The sequence below is a fragment of the Arthrobacter sp. B3I9 genome (genome assembly GCF_030816935.1).
Classification (GTDB): Bacteria; Actinomycetota; Actinomycetes; order Actinomycetales; family Micrococcaceae; genus Arthrobacter.
Genome location: NZ_JAUSYO010000001.1, coordinates 2611780 through 2631165 on the forward strand (window position 1 = coordinate 2611780; position 19386 = coordinate 2631165).

General features: G+C 61.8%; 10 protein-coding genes and 1 pseudogene. 6 read left to right on the forward strand and 5 right to left on the reverse strand.

The window, feature by feature from the left end; all coding sequences use genetic code 11:
* The first annotated feature begins 31 nt into the window (after nt 1-31).
* Nucleotides 32-736, forward strand: a complete 705-nt coding sequence (locus QFZ65_RS12300) for a hypothetical protein (protein WP_306910789.1) — start codon at nt 32-34, stop codon at nt 734-736.
* 720 nt (nt 737-1456) lie between these two features.
* Nucleotides 1457-3103 (forward strand): triacylglycerol lipase, encoded by a 1647-nt coding sequence (locus QFZ65_RS12305; RefSeq protein ID WP_306910791.1) that lies wholly within the window; start codon nt 1457-1459, stop codon nt 3101-3103.
* A gap of 1703 nt (nt 3104-4806) precedes the next feature.
* Here QFZ65_RS12305 and QFZ65_RS12310 read toward each other — a convergent pair.
* Nucleotides 4807-5271 carry a hypothetical protein gene (locus QFZ65_RS12310; protein ID WP_306910793.1) on the reverse strand — a complete coding sequence of 155 codons (465 nt, stop codon included), beginning with the start codon at nt 5269-5271 and terminating at the stop codon, nt 4807-4809.
* A gap of 506 nt (nt 5272-5777) precedes the next feature.
* Nucleotides 5778-5927: a hypothetical protein gene (locus QFZ65_RS12315; RefSeq protein ID WP_306912644.1), complete on the reverse strand. Its 150-nt coding sequence runs from the start codon at nt 5925-5927 to the stop codon at nt 5778-5780.
* A gap of 407 nt (nt 5928-6334) precedes the next feature.
* On the opposite strand from QFZ65_RS12315, the gene QFZ65_RS12320 reads away from it, so the two are divergent.
* Together QFZ65_RS12320 and QFZ65_RS12325 are read left to right on the forward strand one after the other, a co-directional pair.
* Nucleotides 6335-7930, forward strand: coding sequence for a heme peroxidase family protein (locus QFZ65_RS12320; RefSeq protein ID WP_306910795.1), 1596 nt, complete (start codon nt 6335-6337; stop codon nt 7928-7930).
* A gap of 65 nt (nt 7931-7995) precedes the next feature.
* The gene (locus tag QFZ65_RS12325) at nt 7996-10428 is read left to right on the forward strand and encodes a galactose oxidase-like domain-containing protein (RefSeq protein ID WP_306910797.1); all 2433 of its coding nucleotides are present in this window, start codon (nt 7996-7998) and stop codon (nt 10426-10428) included.
* A gap of 250 nt (nt 10429-10678) precedes the next feature.
* Here QFZ65_RS12325 and QFZ65_RS12330 read toward each other — a convergent pair whose 3' ends face one another.
* From QFZ65_RS12330 to legP, 3 genes are read right to left on the reverse strand one after another with little or no spacing between them, the layout of a single operon-like run.
* Nucleotides 10679-11059, reverse strand: coding sequence for a YbaY family lipoprotein (locus QFZ65_RS12330; protein WP_306910799.1), 381 nt, complete (start codon nt 11057-11059; stop codon nt 10679-10681).
* Nucleotides 11060-11061: 2 nt separating this feature from the next.
* Nucleotides 11062-12012: an MvdC/MvdD family ATP grasp protein gene (locus QFZ65_RS12335; RefSeq protein WP_306910801.1), complete on the reverse strand. Its 951-nt coding sequence runs from the start codon at nt 12010-12012 to the stop codon at nt 11062-11064.
* On the reverse strand, nt 12013-13329 hold the full coding sequence (gene legP, locus QFZ65_RS12340) for a Dot/Icm T4SS effector Zinc-dependent metalloprotease LegP (protein ID WP_306910803.1): 1317 nt from the start codon (nt 13327-13329) through the stop codon (nt 12013-12015).
* A gap of 1444 nt (nt 13330-14773) precedes the next feature.
* Between legP and QFZ65_RS12345 the strand changes: the two are divergent.
* A pseudogene (locus QFZ65_RS12345) lies at nt 14774-14991 on the forward strand (adenylate kinase); the annotation flags it as partial.
* 1390 nt (nt 14992-16381) lie between these two features.
* Nucleotides 16382-19303 (forward strand): P-loop NTPase fold protein, encoded by a 2922-nt coding sequence (locus QFZ65_RS12350; RefSeq protein ID WP_306910805.1) that lies wholly within the window; start codon nt 16382-16384, stop codon nt 19301-19303.
* Nucleotides 19304-19386 lie beyond the last annotated feature (83 nt).

Consider the following 19386-nt stretch of genomic DNA (forward strand, 5'->3'; position numbering starts at 1 on the left):
CTTCGCGCAGCGCACCGATAACGACGTCAAGGTGATCGCCGTCGTCAACGCCCACCAGCCCGGGGTCACACACTCCGACGACTGGGACGGCTTCGGCCAGCGCACCACAGGCTCCGGCACCAGCACGTTCACGGACGCAGCGGTCGAGGCCGAAAACGTCATCGACTTCGACACCCGATTCAAGTACCAGACAGCGTTCTACCAAGCCGTACTCCTGGCCGTGCTGGCCGGAAGCATCAAGGCCGCCGAACGGGAAATCGCCGCCGAGGTCCGCAACCGCACCAGGATCTTCTCCCACGGCAACGCCGACTCCTTCGCCGCCGACCCGCAAATCCTCCAGGTCGTCGGCCAGGTCTCCGCCCGCGCCTACGCTGCCGAAGCCACCCTCGAACGTGCCGCCCGCGCGCTGCAGGGAGCCTACGACGGCGCCTTCCTGGACAACGCCAAGGAAGAAGAACGCCTCAACGACCTGGCCGAACTCGAAACCGCCCAGGCACAGGTCATCCTGACCGAACTCTCCACCCGTGCCACCTCGGACATCTTCGACGCCCTCGCCGCCTCCGGCACCAGCACCAAGAAGAACCTGGACCGGCACTGGCGCAACGCCCGCACTGCTGCCAGCCACAACCCGTGGGTCTTCAAGGCCCGCATCGTGGGCGACCACGCCGTCAACGGCACCACTCCCCCGCGCGTCTGGTCCATCGGCGCCGGCTCCAAGGAGGACACCGCCAAATAACCTGCAATGCCCGATCATCTGCGGGCATACGAACCGCGCTTACGGCCAGTATGCCCGCAGATGGGCCTCGGAGTTCGTCCGGTCTCAGCGCCATGCGAGGAATTTCGAACCTCAGGCGGGCACTGCCGTCTGGGCGCTGACGGTGCAGATCGCGTTTCCTGGGTCCCGAGCGCTCCGTTACAGGCGGCCCTGGCTTCCGGACGGAGGCAAAACCGGTTGAAAGGTTCAACGCGTCGTAATGCGAGACCGACTAGGAGGAGCCAGATGAACAGGAAACCAAGGACGAACCGTCGACCCAAGACAGAAACTAGCCGGCAGGCCACACCACCAGCCACCAACACAAAACCCCGAAGGGGCCCATAAGTGAACAGCCTGTCAGCAGAGAGGCTCACAATTTCCTGAAGTGGGAAACGCTGTGCCCGAGGGGTTAATTAGCCTGATGCATTCGGTCCAGGGCAGCCGTCATCGCACTGCATACGGACCGCCTGCATTGCTCCCCCGTCGAGCTTGAAGAGTTCTCGGCATTGGAGCGAGTCTCCACACGGGTTCTGCGGCAGCCTCTGACACAAGCTCAGTGACCGGGACGGGCCCGCGCTGGCTATGAATGTCCTTGAGCCCTTTTAGGATGTCTTGTCGATACCGACATCTCCCCGCAATAGGGATTCAATTGCCCCGCATCTTGACGAAGCCCTCAGTGTCGTATAGGCCTATACAAAATCGGTGTCCACATACATGCGGGGTGCTCTCATGACGGCTAAAATCTCCCCCCGACCGTTGATTCTTGTGCGGGGCTTCGGTGGCCCCGAAGTATCCGATGATCAAGCCAGCCCATACCAGGGCTTCAACGACGGTACTGTTTACCCCACTCGGAGAGGCGAGAACTACATCTACGAGGGCTTCATTCTTCGCGCACTAAAATCAACGGAGTACGCGTATCACGATGCCACCAACGTGGTTGGGTTCTATTCCGACAGGGTCCCTGCACCACGAGCGATTACAACAGATCTTGATCTGGACTCCATGGAGGGGACGGTCGTCCTTGACCCTTCGGTTGAGAAACAGGTTCTGTCTGGCGGAACCGCCGGTACGATTTGGGTTTACCGATTCTACGACCTCCGCCCCCGCGCACTAAAGAACTACGGCCAGGGTTTGGCTCGGCTCATCGGCTTGATTGAAGGAGCAACGACCCGGCATGGTGAGGAGTTTAGGGGTGTCGACATTGTGGCCCACAGCATGGGCGGACTTGTTGCGCGCGAAGGTGTCTTTGCGATGGAAGCCGAAAAGACGGGCTCAGCCAAGCAGAAGATCCATCGGATTGTCACGTTGGGAACCCCGCACCGCGGAATAGCCTTTCAGCGCGCTCCATCGTGGTTGCTTCGCATGCTGCCGAAGTTGAATGAGGCGAGTGAAGAGTTCGAATCATTCAATCCTGAAAAGACCACCTTCCGTGGATGGGAGGAGGCGTTCGACGTCCGGAGAATCCTGACCGTAGTCGGTACTGACTTTCGGTCATACAACATCGGGGTGTCCTCCGCGATGAATCGACTGGCGTCACTGATCGACGAGGGCGACTTCGCCTACAACAGAAGTGATGGGCTGGTGAAGCAGGCTTCCGCACAGTTGCCAGGGGCGCCCCGAACTTTCGTGCATAAGTGCCATGGGGGCCCCGACTCGCTCATTACCTCTCGTGAGGCATATGAGATCTCGATGCGCTTCTTTCATGGGACGCACAAAGTATCCCTTTCCCTCGACGATGCCGAGATCACCCGCGGCCGTGACTGGTTCGGAAAGAGCGAGTTCTATTTCGGCGTGTCGATCAAGCCGCGGCATGTCGACTTTGAACTGTTCCATCAGAGCCCGCCGGCCCAGAATTGCTATGGCCCGTTCCATGAGCAGGACCTATCTGATGAGTTGCCCGTGCTTGAGGACGAACTCAGGAAGCCGTTGGCGGAGTTCGGCGACGGAACCACGGGCTGGGCAGGACCAGACCGCCTCATCTGGGAGGGTTGGGTGGATGCTGGGGCAATACTGGGAGACGCGAAGGGAATTGTGTTCCGCGCCGACTTCTACGTAGGAGAACGAGATGCTTTCGGTGTCGGTTTCTCGGACAACGTGGTCTTTCGGAAGCAGTACTACATTCAGGCGTTCCCGGGAAAGTCACCTCGGCTCTTCGTCCACACCGGTGAGGGATATTTGGTGGGCGAGGATCCACCGACAATAGAGCAGCTTCAGACGCTTGCAAGAACGGATAACCCGCAGGTGCAGGAGGCTCAGTTGGTCCCAGACACCAGCCAGACATGGTCCTTCAAGATCGGCGGAACCGGGTTTTCCGCGAGATTGCACGTCCACATCACCCCTGATACATGAGTGGTGCAGCGTTCGGGATGATCCAGTCGCGCCTATCGACCAGCAAAGACCTTGAATGGACCAGTCGCTAAGGCCCAAGAAGGAACGAGCTCTCCAGGAACTGATTGGCCCGCTCCACGATGTCTTTGCTCGCCGGTCGTAGGGTTTGATCTGCACGATTCCTGTGGCGAGGACCTGGCGAATGCCTCTACGCCTGCGTTACAACAGTTCCGCCTCCCGAATGTCGGTCTCGTTTACCCAGATCAGCATGCCGTGGGTCGGCTTCCGGGGATGCGATGAGCCCCACATTCCGGCTAGCCGGTACTCGTCATCCAGGAGTGTCGGTGACGGTCGAAAACTGAGCCATTGTGACGGCGGCGAAGTGGCTCATTTTCGACCAGCGCTGACAGGGGTGCAGAAACAGTGAAGGCGAAGGTACCCGACAACTCCAAGCTGGCCCCTCCCGGCTAGTACATGCTATTCATCGTCAACAAGCAGGGAGTCCCGTCTGAGGCCAGCTGGCTGTCCCTTCACCAATGAATACCGCGGCACGGGAAACCTCTTCTAGCCCCTCCCTTGGGTTGAGGAGTTCGAATTGTCGCGTTGCATGGCCCCTTGGTGGCGCCAGTTGCCTGCTCTGCAGCCCCGGCAATCGTCTAGTTGAGATTGGAGGGACCGGCAGCGAGCATCGGGCACCCGGTCGCTGCCGGTCCTTCACTCGTTTTGCTAGGGAACCTACGTTGAAGGCGTCACCTCCATGCGCTGATTCCTATCCAGGACGGCTATTTCGATGCAATCACCGCCGATGTGTGATTCCACTGGGGCTCCGTCCGTCGGTCGGCCCAGAGAAGCTTCCCGTCCACAGCGGCCGAATTGCCGAACAAGGACAGTAAGCCGCACCCGACCCCGGTTGGACAATCGAGTTACCCCACGCCTCCGCCCCAATCGGCCCGAACACACGAGCTTTCGTATGAGCCCTCCAATTGGGGGCAGCGGGGAAACCCAATGAGCTCGAGCAGTGCCCCGTTATGCGGCCTATTTATAATCATGGAATAGGAGTAATTATGGCCGTTCCGGTGGAGCCATTGGCGCCCGCCGCCCCGTTCTGACCAGAAGCGCCGCTCGAACCGGGCGCACCGGCGGTCCCGTTGGCGTTGAATGACAGAGGTCCGCCAGTGCCGCCGGCCCCACCGCTACCGCCGACGCCAGCGACTGCTCCCGTTCCCCCGGCGCCGCCTGCGCCTGCATTCGCAGCGATTTTGGCGGTTCCCGCGGAGGCGTCCACTTTGTAGGCGATGGATACCTTTCCGCCGTTGCCGCCGTTGCCGCCGGCGCCGCCGTTACCGCCAGTGCCGCCTGTTCCTCCCGCCCCTCCGTTCGAGCCTCCGGAAAACCAGACGCCATTGCCTCCCTTTCCACCACCGCCGCCGGGCCCGCCAGGCCCGCCCCGGCCCCCACGGCCTCCATTTCCTCCCGTAACGATGAAGGTGACATCCAGGCCGAGAATGTTGGTTACTACACTCACGGTGCCGCCCGACTGGCCAGCCCCGCCATCCTGTCCGGTTATTCCACTCGGGCCAGCAGATCCGGCCGTACCTGCAGTGGACCCACCGAAGGCCCCTCCATCGAGCCCGTCCGGGCCGTTGGCCCCCGGACCAGGTGAGGCCTGGGGCGCATCCTGCCCATCCACGCCGTCTCGGGGAATGTTTACGATGTCCCCCATGTCAGGCTCCTCGAATTTCGTTGCACTGGATGGCAAGATCATCCGTAAACTTTAGCTGTCCCGCGATAACCACGGTATTGGCCTTAATTTCTGCGAGAGGGCTAGACAATATAACCGTTGCTCCAACGGGTACTACGAAGTCTGCAAGCTGCAGATTCATCACGACGCCGCCGGAAATTTCTCTAACGAAGCGGAGCATCTCTCTGCTAGTGAATCGTTGGCCTGCAGAGATGATCCTCTCTGCCGGGCCGCCGGCGACTAGACGACCCGATCCGGGCAGTGATCTGTCATCGGGGGATGAGAATCCACGCATCCATTCTTGGATAAAGCCAAAGTTGCGAACATCAGCAAGCGTGCTGATAGCGCGCATCGTTTGGCACTCTATAAATGGACTATCAGCGGGGGCGGGAAATTCCAGGATGTCCCCGTCCTCCAAAATGAGATTCTGGTCGCTCAGGCGTGCCACGGTAGTCCCTTTCTGCTTGGTCAGTGCTCAGTGGCGAGCGTCTTTCTATGAAATGCCTTCCGGAGATGCACAGACTCCTGTGAGGCTTGCCCCTTGGGAACAGGGGGGTGTCAAATGGTCGGGCGCTTACAAACTACTGAGCTATCGTTACGGTGGCGTTACACCAGTGAAGTGTCTTCGGCTAGCGTGGGTTTCGCTTCTGCGAGCAAGCACCGACCACTCAAGCTGTCCGGCACAGCGCAGGGCTGTGCCAATCGAAAGGGTCACTGGGTATGCCGAGGCGGCCGGATGCCCGAGAACCAGGTTACAGACGAGTCGTTCGCCTTACTCGGCTGGCGCAAGGAATGTGCCATCTCCGGGGCTTGTAAATACTATGAGCCGAGCCCGATGCGCTGCGAAACTGCTGGGTTGGCTGGCGAACACTGGCCGGCAAACGGCCGGCCCGTTCCTGCCGACACCCGTGCCGCTCCGGCGGCCCGAGGCAACCCTGGGGCTGACCGACGTCGTTACGAGCCGAGATGAGCGCTGCCGCCACCACCGAAATCGGCGAGCACATCCTGGATACCGCGGTTGGCCAGTTCAGCGTAGACGCCGGCCCAGAACTTCGCGCTTTTGGTGGCCTCGACCCAGATGCCAGGACGCTTGATGCCCTCCATGGACCATCACCCCAGCAGCTGGCATAACGACATTTGCTCTAGAGTCACCAGCGGAATCTAACCACTGCTGGTCCTTTGTCATGGCGAACGCACCAGCTGGAGCAAACAAGGGATTTCACCTAGGCGACCGTGACGTCCACCTTCATCTCGGGGGCACCGGGCGTGCCGGAAATATCGATGCTGACGCCCGACCAGGTACCGGCCGGCAGGTTGAGGGCGGGCGTCGTCGTCCTCGTAGGCGCCCAGCCCGGTCATTCTCAGTTGGCATGGGAATCTTCAATCAGAGGCGGCGACGCCGAACCACTAGGTGAGTTTTGTCTCTGCCCGGCTGTAACGCTGTCGTAACGCTGTCGCCTGTCCAATCGTCTCCGTAAGCAAGAACGCCGCAACCACGATTGGGCCCTGTCATGACCACCAACAATCAGACCAGAGTCGACGTCCAAACTGATCGGCCGAACGAAGTCGCACCATCGAACACGACACCTGTCGATCCGAAGATTCATTCCAGGCTTCCACGCGGATTTGACGTTCTTCCGACCTCGTCCTTTAAGTCGGGACGCTTCGGGCGCATGTTCCGCAACCTCCCCGTTTTTGAGCATCAGCCCGACGACTTGGCTGCCCTCGCAGCAAAGGTGACGGACCAGGGCGGGGCACCCCTTGCGGAGAACCCCGATATACCCGCTGGCTACACCTATCTTGGACAATTCATTGACCACGACATTACCTTCGACCCCGTTTCGAGCCTGCAGCGACAAAACGACCCGGACTCGCTGCACGATTTCCGAACCCCACGCTTTGACCTCGATTCGGTCTACGGCAGCGGGCCATCTGACCAGCCGTACCTGTACGTTCAGTCGAATGGGGTCACTAAATTCAGGCTGGGAGAAGAGGTCGGCGTCGTACCGGACGTGGCGAGCGGAAGAGGCCCCGACCTCCCTCGCAACGAGCCACGCCAGAATCCCGACGGGACCGACAACTTTTTCGGGCGTGCGCTTATCGGGGACCCGCGTAACGATGAAAACATCCTCATCTCCCAGCTGCACCTGACTATGCTGCAATTTCACAACAACGTCACGGATGTGGTCGCACAAACCACACCATTCACTGGAGACAACCTGTTCAAGGAAGCCCAACGGCTGGTGCGGTGGCATTACCAATGGATTGTCATCAACGACTTCCTTCCCAAAGTTGTCGGGAAGGACGTGATTGATGACATCCTCCGACATGAAAGCTATGCGGTCGGAGGTGGGCAGGCCGTCGAAATCATCAGGCCACGGTTCCTCTTCTATCATCCGGGCCGCGAGCCGTACATTCCTGTGGAGTTTTCCGTAGCGGCGTACCGGTTCGGACACTCCATGATCCGCCCGTCGTACCACATCAACGCCTTCGTGAAAGGAGCACGCAGCGACCAGCCGATACCGATATTCGGTCCCGAGCTGCCTCCCGACGACGAGCTGGAGAACCTCAATGGGTTCCGCAGGCTTCCCCCGCAGTGGGCGGTCGAGTGGGAATTTCTTTTCGACTTTCCTGGGTCCGAGGTGCAGCCGCTTTCCACCATGGCGATCGATGCCCATTTGTCAGACCCGCTGGCGAGCCTGCCCTCCGCCGTTGCCTCAGATCCGCCGCCGTCGCTCGCGGAGCGCAATTTGCTTCGCGGACTACGCCTAAGCCTGCCTTCAGGGACATCCGTGTCCAACGCTATGGGCATAGGACCAATGACTCCGGAGGAATTAGGAATATCGGACCTCAGCGGTGACCTGCAGCTTCATCCGCCGCTCTGGTACTACATACTGAAGGAATCGGAGGTCCGCGCCCAGGGCAAACGACTCGGACCCGTTGGCGGCAGGATCGTGGCCGAGGTTCTGCTGGGTCTCGCGGCGGGCGATCCGCTCTCCTACCTCAGGGTCGAACCAAACTTCCAACCGATGAAACCGATGGCGCGGGACGACGGTTCGTTCGATATGGCACAACTCATCCGGTTCGCCAAACAGCCCGCTGTGTAACTCGACGGTGACCCCTTCAGCGATGAACTGCCATCCGATCCGTTCATAACGAACCGAGACAAACCATGCCTTTGGAATACACAAAAGTCCCCGACTGGTTCAGCTGGGAGAACCAGGGCGGTGGAGTCGCCGTCGTGGCTTTGGACGGAGCCCAGCACCTGTTGGTCATGATGGTCGACTCGGGACCGGCCCAAAATCGGGGCCTCTTCCGACTCGGCAAAGACCTAAACGATCGGGGCGTGGTCACTGGAGGGTGGACCGCATGGACTGACGTGCCGGACTGGTTCTCCTGGGAAAACCAAGGGGCCGATGTGGCGGTGACAGATCTGGGCGCAGGTGTTCAGGACCTCATCGTCCTATTGATCGACAACGGCCCAGCGAAAAACCGTGCGTTCTACCGGGTAGGGCACGATCTTAGGATCGATGGCTCGATCCGGAATGGTTGGTCAGGGTGGCAAGAGATACCCGACTGGTTTTCGTGGGAGAACCAGGGAGGCGGCATCACCGTCCTTGGACCCGATTCCCAGGGGCGGCGGGACCTGGTTGTCTTCATGGTGGACAACGGGCCCGGACTGAACCAAGGTCTCTACCGGATAGGGCGCCAGCTCGACAAGGACGGAATGGTAACGGGAGGCTGGTCACCGTGGCGTGAGGTCCCGGGTTGGTTTTCATGGGCCAACCAGGGAGCGGCGGTCACCTCAGACGGTGCCTCACGCGACCTGCTTTTTTTCCAGATCGACGACGCCCCCGTGATACCTGGTGTGAGCGGTCAAAACCAGGCTTTCTTCCGTTTTGCCACGGGCCTGGACGCTGACGGCACTAGTCAAAACTGGGGTCAGGAGTGGCTTGGCGTCCCCCACTGGTTCTCTTGGAACAACCAAGGCGGCGGGGCCGCTATCGCAACTCTCAACGGAACCAAAAAGCTCTTCGCCCTGCTTATTGATGCCCCGGAAGGACAGAACGGCGGCTATTACCAAAGCATGGACTTGGATATGACCCCATCGCTGTATGGTTCGTGGGAGGTGAAGACGTTTCATTCCTCCGTCCTCGCCGTGCATACCGCGCTCCTCAAAACAGGCGATGTGCTTTTCTTCGCGGGCTCAGGCAGCAGCAAGACCCGTTTTGAGTCGCACGATTTCGGTGACATAGCTAAGGGGGTCCCCCTCAGTGCCGTCTGGTCTCCACCTGATGACAAGTTCTCGCATCCACCGACACTCGTGATCGGCGGCCGTCCGTATGACCTGTTCTGCGGCGGAGACACCGCTCTCGCCGACGGACGCCTGCTTTCGGCCGGCGGCACCCAGACCTATCCCTTCACAGGCAGTAAAGACGCCGCCGTCTTCGACCCGAGCACGGGGACCTGGTCGCTGCTCAGTGCAATGGCCCATGCTCGCTGGTATCCGACCGTGATCACCCTTGGCGATGGTTCGGTTCTGGCAGCGTCAGGCCTCGATGAGAAGTTCGAGGGCAGCTCCCGGGCAGTACTGGAGATGTACGAACCTGTTGCGGACGCGTGGCACGACCTGCCTTTCCCCCACGGCTCCCTGGGTCTACCGCTCTATGCCCACCTGTTCCTCCTCGAAGACGGGCGCGTTTTCTTCTCCGGTGGCCGGATGGACGACGTCCTGGATGTCCAGCCGTGCGTCATCACCCTCGCCGCCCACGGCGTTCCTTCGGTTCAGGAAGTTCCGGATCTTCTCGACCCTGCGCTCCGCAACCAGTCGGCAAGTGTCCTCCTCCCGCCTGCTCAGGACCAACGCGTTCTGATTTGCGGCGGAGGGCCCGAGGGCAAAGAAAACAAGACACACGCCACCGACGGTGTGAGCATCGTTGACTTCAAGGCGGCCGCTCCGAGCTACAAACCTGCACAACCGATGGCGTTGGGCCGCATCCACCTTAACGCGGTGATTCTTCCTGACCGCACCGTATTCGTCAGCGGAGGATCCCTAAAGCAGGAGAGCGAGCCGCTCGCCCGCCTCCAATCGGAACTTTACGATCCGGCAACCGATACCTGGCGGTTAATGGCCACAGCTCAGGTTCCCCGGCTCTACCATTCAACGGCCGTGCTGCTTCCCACGGGTCAGGTCGTTGCCGCGGGTGGCAACCCTGAAGGCGGATCCCAGGCAGTCTTCGAACCACCCGACCCGAACGAAGAAATGCGGATCGAGGTTTTCAGCCCCCCTTACCTGTTCCGCGGGGATCGTCCCCTGATCAAAGGAGCTCCCTCTTCATCCACTTACGGCGTAGACATCGAGATCACCACCGCCGAAGCCGGCGACATCAAATGGGCGTCTCTTGTCAGGCCGGGGGTGACCACCCACTCGTTCGACACGAGTCAACGACTTGTCGACCTGGAAATAACGTCCCGAGACGCGGAAACAGTGACGGCGAAGGTACCCGGCAACCCCAACCTGGCCCCTCCCGGCTGGTACATGCTATTCATCGTCAACCAGCAAGGCGTCCCGTCTGAGGCCACTTGGCTGTCCCTTCACCAATAAATACCGCGGCACAGGAACCTCTTCTAGCCCCTCCCCTAAGCCGAGGAGTTTGAATCAGCGCGTTGCCTGGTCTCCTCGATGGATCCTCCCGCCTGACCTGCAGCCTCGGCAATCAGGGCGGAAGCCCAGCGCAGTGGCCGTTGTCCAAAAGGCGTCTCCTCCTATCCCGCGACGAGCGCACGGAGGTCGCTGGGGTGTGTGCGCCAGCGTCTGGGCGCAAGCCCTCGTCGGCTTGATTCACCCATGCCCCTCAGATCCTCGTTAGTTTTACGTGGAGATCTTCGTCCGGGCCGCCCGCGAGGACCGGGTAGGCCTGCGTGGTGAGGTAGTCGCCGGGGGAAAGTGTGCCGGTGCCCGCCAGGTCCACATGCACCTGAAGGATGTATGAGGGCCCCACGGTGTTGCTCGGCACAGAGACCTCAAACGGAGTGTTCGGAGTGAGACGAGCGTCTGTAATGACGTTCTCCGCGATCACTTCGGATGTCGCGTCGGCACGGCCGACTTCGAGCACCCGGACAACCAGCCGAGCGGCGCGGTCTGGTATCACGCCCGGTACATGCAAGACGCCATGGACCGTCTGGTTAGGGCGAATCGGTTCCTTCTCTTCCCCATGTTCTTCGCGTCCGGACACAGTCACTCCTTCTTGTCGAAGCGACTCAACAGGCTTGCCATTGCCTCAGTGATCGGCTGCTCAGAGCGGTCACTGACGAACAGCCACTCGCCGGAGGGATTGACCTCCAAGAACACCAGTCTGCCATCGGGCAGGCGCATTAGGTCGACCGCCCCATACACAAGTCCAAGCACAGCCATCAGGCGCCGGAGGTGGACGATCCACACCTCGGGCAGTTGCACCGGACGGAACTCTGCAGTGTGCATACTCATTCTGTAGTCGTGCGGGTACAGACTGTACTGCTTGTCGATTTCGACGGCGAATACCTCATCCCCAACAACGGTGACCCGCAGGTCTGACACAGCGTCCACGCGCTGCTGGAAGATCGTCGGGGCGAGCCGCAGTTCATCGAGCCGCGCGAGCTCGCCTTTTCCGACCAAGCGGGTCTCACGCCACTGCGCCTCGGTTGCCCGGAAGCTCTTGAAGATCGTTCCTGCGTGCTTGTTCGCCTCGATGAACGCCCTGGCTTTCTCGGGGCTAGTCGTTATCAGAGTCTGAGGGAAGGGGATGCCGAGCCGCGCGGCGATAGTCAGCTGGTAGGGCTTGTGGGAGGCACGTTCGTCGGCATAGGGCTCGTTGATCCAAGATGCCGGAGCTGAGGCCAGAACACCCGCGAAGGCCTCGTGACACTCCTGGTACGTCCACTGGGCAGCGGTTGGGTCGAGCTCAGGATGAAGCTCGTACGGCCGCGGACGCCGCCACCAACCTGCGCGACAGTCATCTAGGCAAACGGCCGCACCATCGCTCGCCGCTATGGCTATCCTGACATCGTCTGTGCCCATCGAGGCGTCAAGGGTCATCTCAGTCGGGAACTTCGCCGTATCGAGCAGTACCGCCGGGTGCTCGTCGCGCCCGAGCGCACCGAGAACCGCAGCGGCGTGATCGTCGCCCGCGTGCGAGATGACAAGGATCACTTACAGTCCCATTGCCAGTATTAGAGCATCCCGCTCGTCGCGGAGCTGCTGCAGCTGGCTGGCGAGTACGATCAGCGATGCCGTCGCCTCCTCGATCCGGGTGTCGTAGACAGTAAATGGGTCCCCGGTGTCCGCATCGCCGGCGGCATAGGCGGCAGCAATCGGGTCTTGATGGCCGGTGGCAAGGCCGAACGGCAGGACTGCGCCGAGCACCGGGCTTACCACCTCGCCGGGTCCCGGCCCGATCGGGATGTCGGCAGGGGGCTTGACGACCCCATCGTCCCGCAACTTCTTAACCCCACCGGTGTCATCCCGCAACTTCTTAACCCCACCGGTGTCATCCCGCAACTTCTTAACCCCACCGGTGTCATCCCGCAACTTCTTAACCCCACCGGTGTCATCCCGCAACTTCTTAACCCCACCGGTGTCATCCCGCAACTTCTTAACCCCACCGGTGTCATCCCGCAACTTCTTAACCCCACCGGAGTCGTCCAGTAGCTTCTTAATCGGGTTCGGATTAAGGTCCGGATGCATGACTCGAATGGCCGCGATGTCACCGGCGGAGAGACCGTTGCGCTGACCGATCACAGCACCGGCTTGGACGGGCACAATAGTGGGCATCCCATTCTTGCTGAAAGCATTGGCCGGGTAGTGCATCACTGAACCGTAATCGTACGCGCCAATGTCGTCGCCATCGGCGATGTGCTGGTTGAAGTTGTGCTCCATCCCAGATTGGATATTCGCCCATTGAATCGTGACAAAGTTGTCGCGGTCCTCTCGGCTCTGCTCATGCCACAGCCCCACAGTGTGGCCCATCTCGTGGATCGCGTTGCCGGTGCCGCAGCCCGAGCCCAAGCTGATCTGTTGTTTGCCCCCCTGATGTCCCACTTGAGACCAGCAGCCGTCCCCCTCGAAAAACTCGACGTAGTCAGTCTCGGTGGTCCGGGCCACGAAGCGGATCGCCGTATTGGCATGCCAGTGGTTGATCGCGTCGGTGATTCGCTGCTGGTTAGGCATGCTGCTGGCGATCTCATATGGAATGTGGCCGCCCGGCCAGCGGTGCCCCGTGATGGCGACGGCTGCCTCAACCGTCGGGTCGAGTGCGGCACGTACCGCGTCGTTGCGCGACTCAACCTCGTCGATCGACCCGAGCGAAATATCGCCCTCGAACATGGCCTGTCCGTCGACAGATGCGTAGTTCAGGGCCTTGACGCCGAAAGTATCGCCAGTGATCAATGCGGTACCGGCGATACCTGAGGTGGGATGTTCACCCCTGGGTTCGTCAGAAGTATTCTTGCCAGATTCATTTTTTGCCATTACAACCTTCTAGAGTTATTACGGGTCGGCGGAAAATAACGCGCTTGCTAGGATTGGACCCAGTTTCGCCGCGTGCGGGCGCTGCCGTTTATTCATGTCTATCTCTGCACGACGGGGACGGTAAATCCTGGGAGTCCGGAATTCCTGTTCTGGAATGTGCACAGCAATCACTTCGGACTGTGGGGTTTTTTTGGAATCGGCCCAGCAGGATACCAGGATCCGGCAACACATCCGGAGCTGGGAAGCCCTTTGAGTGCCAGGCAGAAACGGCGGGATCACGCACAGGAGCCCTTCACTCAAGACGCTCGGCACAAGGGTTATGGCGGAACGCGGTTCTGTACTTCAGCAATCGCATCCCAACGGCAGGAAGTCTCACGAGGTCCGTTACAGAGAACGTGTTCATGTCAACCGAAGCGTCCATGGAGCGACGCTACGGCAAGGCCCGTTACTCCACCGTTACTGGGTCCTACATCGGGCCCCACGACGCCGTGACGTAAACCAGACAGGCGCGGCTCAGGGGGAGCAAGCGTAGGCACATGCGCAGGGCCTTACGGAACGCTGCACCGAGCGCCAGCAGGCGGAGTTGGCCCCCTGGCGGCTGCCCGAGCGGCGCGTTTCTTTCGGGTTCACGAAAGCGAGGAGGAATTAATGGGAACCATCGTCGATTCCCGGACCGCCCCGCGGCGACGCCGAACAGGACCGGAACCGTGAGCATCTATGCTCTGGCATCGGCAGGATTAGGCGCTGCGCCCCCACTGAAGCAGGAACTAGAACATGTGCCCTTATTCGCCTCGCCAGATGACGACCGCGTAGAGGACGACGCCGGCACGGTAGGTCAGTGCGAGCCTGCGACTTGGAGGGGCGCGGGCGGCGTGAGGAGTGTCAGGATGTTTGGCCTAGCAAGTCGTAGGGCGAGGCGGCCGGGTCCTGCGGATCCAAGGAAGAGGCTGAGGTTGGGTGATCCTGCCGCGCCCGAGGGCCAGCGGTCGCCGTGCATGGCATACCGCTCGTCACCTTCGATGATGGAGCCTTCCGCCAAGCTGTAGGCGCTGAAGGGTGTGTCGGGCTCGGGCGGCCCCATGGCGATCTCGGCGACGAGCAGGGCCTCTGCAACGCCTCGGTCCAGCGCGAGCTCCCGGTGAGGTGACCGAGCCTGGCGAGGGCGAGTGCAACGCCGGTCGTGCGGTGGGACAGCCCGACAAGGTTGCCGCGGAGGGAACGGCAGGGTTGGCCCCCGAAAGTACCATGAGAGGACGGCTTTCCGACGGCAAATATCCTGTAGCACACCACACCGATATCTTGGCGTTGGCACGATCTCGGTGACGCAGGCGGAATGCATTTCGGAGCTCTCGGCGACGTTGGGATCTCCACGGGAGACATTCCCTCTAACGTCAGGGGGCGATACGGCTGCGCGTCGGGGCCAAGAAGTACATGGACAGCGGGGGAGGAACTGGTCAAACGCCTCCCCGGCGTGCCAAGGAGACGGGCCGCAGCGACGACAACGAGGGCGCTATCCTTTACCGGCTGGACTTCTACCACTGGCAGACCGATCCGGTGGCGGAGTATGCCCAACGCGGCAACCTGACCCGTGTCGACGGCATAGGCGGCATCGACGAAGTCACCGAACGCGTCACGGAAGTGATCACGTCGCAACGGACGTGATGGTCCCGACAACAGATATTAACGCTCCTTCCGGCGTCAGGAGGAGCCGCCTTGCTGCCGGCGCACTCCCCCGTCTAGCCCTGGGAGCGCTCAGCCACGACGTCCGAAGCCAGGGACCCGAGCCAGGGGCTGCGACTCAGGTCCGCGTCAGAGTTCCAACCGTCCTGCACCTCAGGTGCCTCGGCACCCCCGGTGGGCGGCTATATCCGTAGTACGGCAAGGACCGCTATTTTTCAAAACCCGCTGTTCTGCTCCTTCCTGGACGGGACCTGTCACGATAAGCGAGCATCGCTCTTGGCGAACGGGCGCAGCACCATGTCGCCGGGACAATGCCCGCCCGCAGCCCAGAAATTCCAGTAACGGCGCAGTAACAGCTACTGGGCAGACTTAGCCAAGAACTCCGGCGCTAGGTGAAATATGATCTGGATTCCTTCATACGAGCGACTCATGTCGTCGTGCGTCTGGTTCCTCCTTAAGGAACTCATCCTCCAATATGTCAGCCATCGAACGGACTTTGGGGCCGCTCAGGCTGGGCTCTACGGGGCATCCGCTGCACGAGGAGAGGCTTACGGGCCCGGCATGCGCGTGCGTCAACACCACATAAAAAACCGATCCACCGACGACGGGGGCGGGCGTGGAGCACGTGGTGGAAGTGGAGGGCGCGGACGAGTTGAGCGAGCAGGCCATCGACGACCTGTCCAAGGGTTTACTCCGCTCGACCCGGCGACGAGCTCCATGCCCGAATCTTACTATGGAGCAGAAAATGTCTGACTCGCCCCTTTTACCGCTTCTAAACGAACTTATCGTTGAATCAGGTCACCGGACTTCAGCCCAAGTCGATGATGCCTTCCGACTTGCAGCTGCTATTCAATCTCAGCGTCGGCGTGACAGGGTGAGCCACCGAGAGGGTATCACCCGGTCGACCCTGCTTTTGGCACTCATCACCGTCGACCCCAGAGTCGGCAAAGCCCTTGCCAACGTTGGTGTTACTCGCTCTCAACTCGCGGGCCTGCTTAGCCTGACCGGTAGTCCGGCACAGGACGAACTCGATGATGGGTACGCCGAACAGGAGCTCGCCGAAGCAGTAAGTGAGTACCTTGAGTCTGTTCCAGCGGGTGCCGAACTTGGAACGGCTGATCTGGCGATGGCAATTTTGGCGTCGGCGGAGAAAGGCGTCGCAGGTCGGCTCCCGGACCGTCTTAAAAGATTAGGGGTCAACTATCCGGCCGCCTTCGCCTCACTGAGACAGATACGCGCCCGCGACCCCGCCGAACCAGAGCTAGGACGACTGCGTAGGAAAGCATCAGATGCCCCTCCCCCTCACACGTCGGAGTCTAAAGCCGTCGTCGAGCAGGCGCTTGGTGCTGTCGGTGCAGTGGAATGCTCCGCCGTGATCACGTCCCGCCCCTGGCAGCTTGACGTCGACGCCGTGGTTGTCTCGGCCGCACCGAGCGGTGGTCTCGGGAACCTAGGCAAGGCATTACGCGACAACGTCCGAGGCGTTCTGTGGCCAGACGACGATGTCTACTCCCTCTCCCCGGATCTCCCGCAGGTGGTACCAGTCTCGACATCGGCAGACGCGCCCGGCCTGAAGTGGGTCATCCTCGCCTCCGCGCGCGAAACTGACAGTTCTCGAAAAGACCCAAGCTATGTAGGCCCGGGAACTCCCGACGCCGCAGGACGCGGAATGGCGTCTGCCATGCGCAAAGCCATTGAACGGGGCGTCAATTCGCTCGCCGTCCCCCTGCTCGGAGCCGGTGCAATTGGCCTGCCTCTTGAAATCATGGCGGCCGTGAACGTCCGTGCCGTCCGCAAGTCCTTGGCTCATGAGGCGCCGTCCTCTCTGCAGCGGGTCATGTTCGTCGGTTTAGACCAGCGAACGATAGATGCCATTCGGACGGCCTGGAAAGAGAGCGAATTGGAGGAGCCCGTTGCCCCAACGGGCTCGCCAGCGACTACAGATCCGGGCGAATTCAAATACCGCAGCGACGGAGACTTCGGTCAGGTCGCCGAGGCAACCCGGCTGGCCGGGGGCATCTCCCGCGACCTCGTGGACGCCGGGGAGCGGATACCGTTGCGGGACGACCATCTTGGGGTCGGCACGTACGTCACCATGTTGGCTACCGTCATCGCGAACCGCCAGACCCCCCTGCCGCTGTCGGTTGGGCTTTTCGGCGAGTGGGGCTCGGGCAAGAGCTACTTTATGGGGCTGCTGCGCGGTCAGGTCGACAATTTGGCTGGCAGTGGCGACGAGGCTTACGTGGACAATGTCGTCCCGATCACCTTCAACGCCTGGCACTACGCCGATACCAACCTGTGGGCCAGCCTCGGCAATGAGATCTTCGAGCAGCTCGCCGGCCCGCAGGCTACGGCGGCCGAGCGACGTGAAGCCCTGCGCGAGGAGCTCGCGGACAAGCTGCAGCGCGCCCAAGAGCTTAGGCTCGCGAACGAGCAGGCCGAGCGGGAGACCGCCCGACTCCGCCAGGAGCTGGAGCAGGCGCGCAGCGACGCCGCAGGGTCCGCCGCGGCGCTGGCGCGCTCGGTCGCCGCCTCGCCCACGCTGCGGAAAGAGTGGGCAAAGATCTGGCGTCGGCTGGGCGTGCGCGAAGAGGCGGAGAAGGGCCAACTACTGGCCGGCGAGATCCGCCAGGCAGGCGCAGAGGTGAGCGCGCTGAAACTGGTCGCCTCCGGACGGCGAGGCCTAGTCGCCGCGCTAGCGGCAGCGGTCGCCCTCGGGCTGCTCGCCGCGTCGCTGTTCTTCCGCGACGAGGTGGCCCGCTGGCTGGCCGGCAGTGGCCTGACCGGGCTGGCCGTTGCACTCACCTGGATGACTGTGGCAGTCGGACAGGTACGCGCGGGCCTTGGCTTGCTGCGCACGGTGGCGGGCGAGATCCGCAAGGAGATAAAAACCGAGGTCGACGAGAAGGTCACGGAGGACATGCAGGAGCTCAGGCGTGCGGACGCCCGCGAGGCCGTGCTGCAGTCGCAGCTCGTCGAGGTCCTGCAGCGGGCGGGCGAGCTCGGCGGGGAGTTGGCCCAGCTCAGTCCTGGGCAAAGGTGGTACGGCTTCGTCTCCGCGCGGGCGAGCAGCGACGAGTACCGCCGTGAGCTCAGCCTGATCTCCACCATCCGCCGCGACTTCGAGCACCTCATCGAACTGATGCAGGACTGGCGATCACTCAAGGATCCCGATGAACAGCACCGGCCGATCGACCGGATCGTCCTGTACATCGATGACCTCGACCGCTGCTCGCCCCGCCAAGTCGTCGACGTCCTCCAGGCCGTGCATTTGCTCCTCGCATTGGACCTGTTCGTCGTCGTGGTCGGGGTGGACCCGCGGTGGCTGTTGCACTCGCTGCGCGAGCAGTACGCGTCCGTGTTCCGAGGTCGGGAAGATGGCCGCCTCCCAGAGCACCCGGATCTGCCGGACGATGAGGCCGTCTGGCGTACGACCCCGCACGACTACTTGGAGAAGATATTCAACATCCCGTTCGTGCTGCCCGGCATGACCGGTACCAGCTTCGAACGTTTGATCCGTAAGCTGTCGCTGGCAGAGGACGCTCGGGTTCCGGAGGACGATCGACTTCCGTACGACAGCTTCCCTGCCGAGGCCGGATCCGAGGTCGCCGCGGCCAACGCAGGACCCGAGGTTACCACCGCCAACACCGGACCCGAGGGAACCACCGCCAACACGGGACCCGATGGAACCACCGCCAACACCGGACCCTTGGGAACCACCGCCAGCACCGGCGCGAAGCCGGCGCCGCGTCAGCTGAGTGAGGACGAGCTCAAGTTGTTGGCTGCCCTCGGCCCGCTGGTGCGCAGCCCCCGGCAGGCGAAACGGCTGCTGAACCTATACCGATTGGTCCGCAGTACGCGGGATCTCAGCCCGGCCTCGGCATTCCTCGGTAGCGATTCCACGCCCGGTCAGTTTCAAGCGGTCGGTTTACTGCTCGGCTTGCTGACCGCGTACCCCCGGCTGCTCGGCCAGCTGATCGCCGCCGTGCCGGGCGAGCACACCCTTGGAGGACTATGTTCCCGTCAACCCACGGAGTCGTGGCGCCACGTCGTGGAAGGACTCCGACCGCGCAGCTCCGACGGGCGATGGTCCAACGACGTCAGTGACGACCTTTCCGACGAGGACCGCCGCGAGTGGGAAGAGCTGGTCCAGCGGGTAGGCTCGGCGACAGCCTTGGTCACCCTGTCCGACCTCAGGGCATTCCAGCTTTGGGCCCCCAGGGTGACACGATTCTCCTTCATTCTCTCCCCGCTCGTAGTGCAGGAAGCGCAGTCGGGGCCAGGCACCGACTGATCGCAGTGCGCCTCTGTCCACAGTGCGCGGCTGGCCGCGCGCCTTCACGGCTCCGTCGGTCCTCGCCCAACCTGCATGGTGGG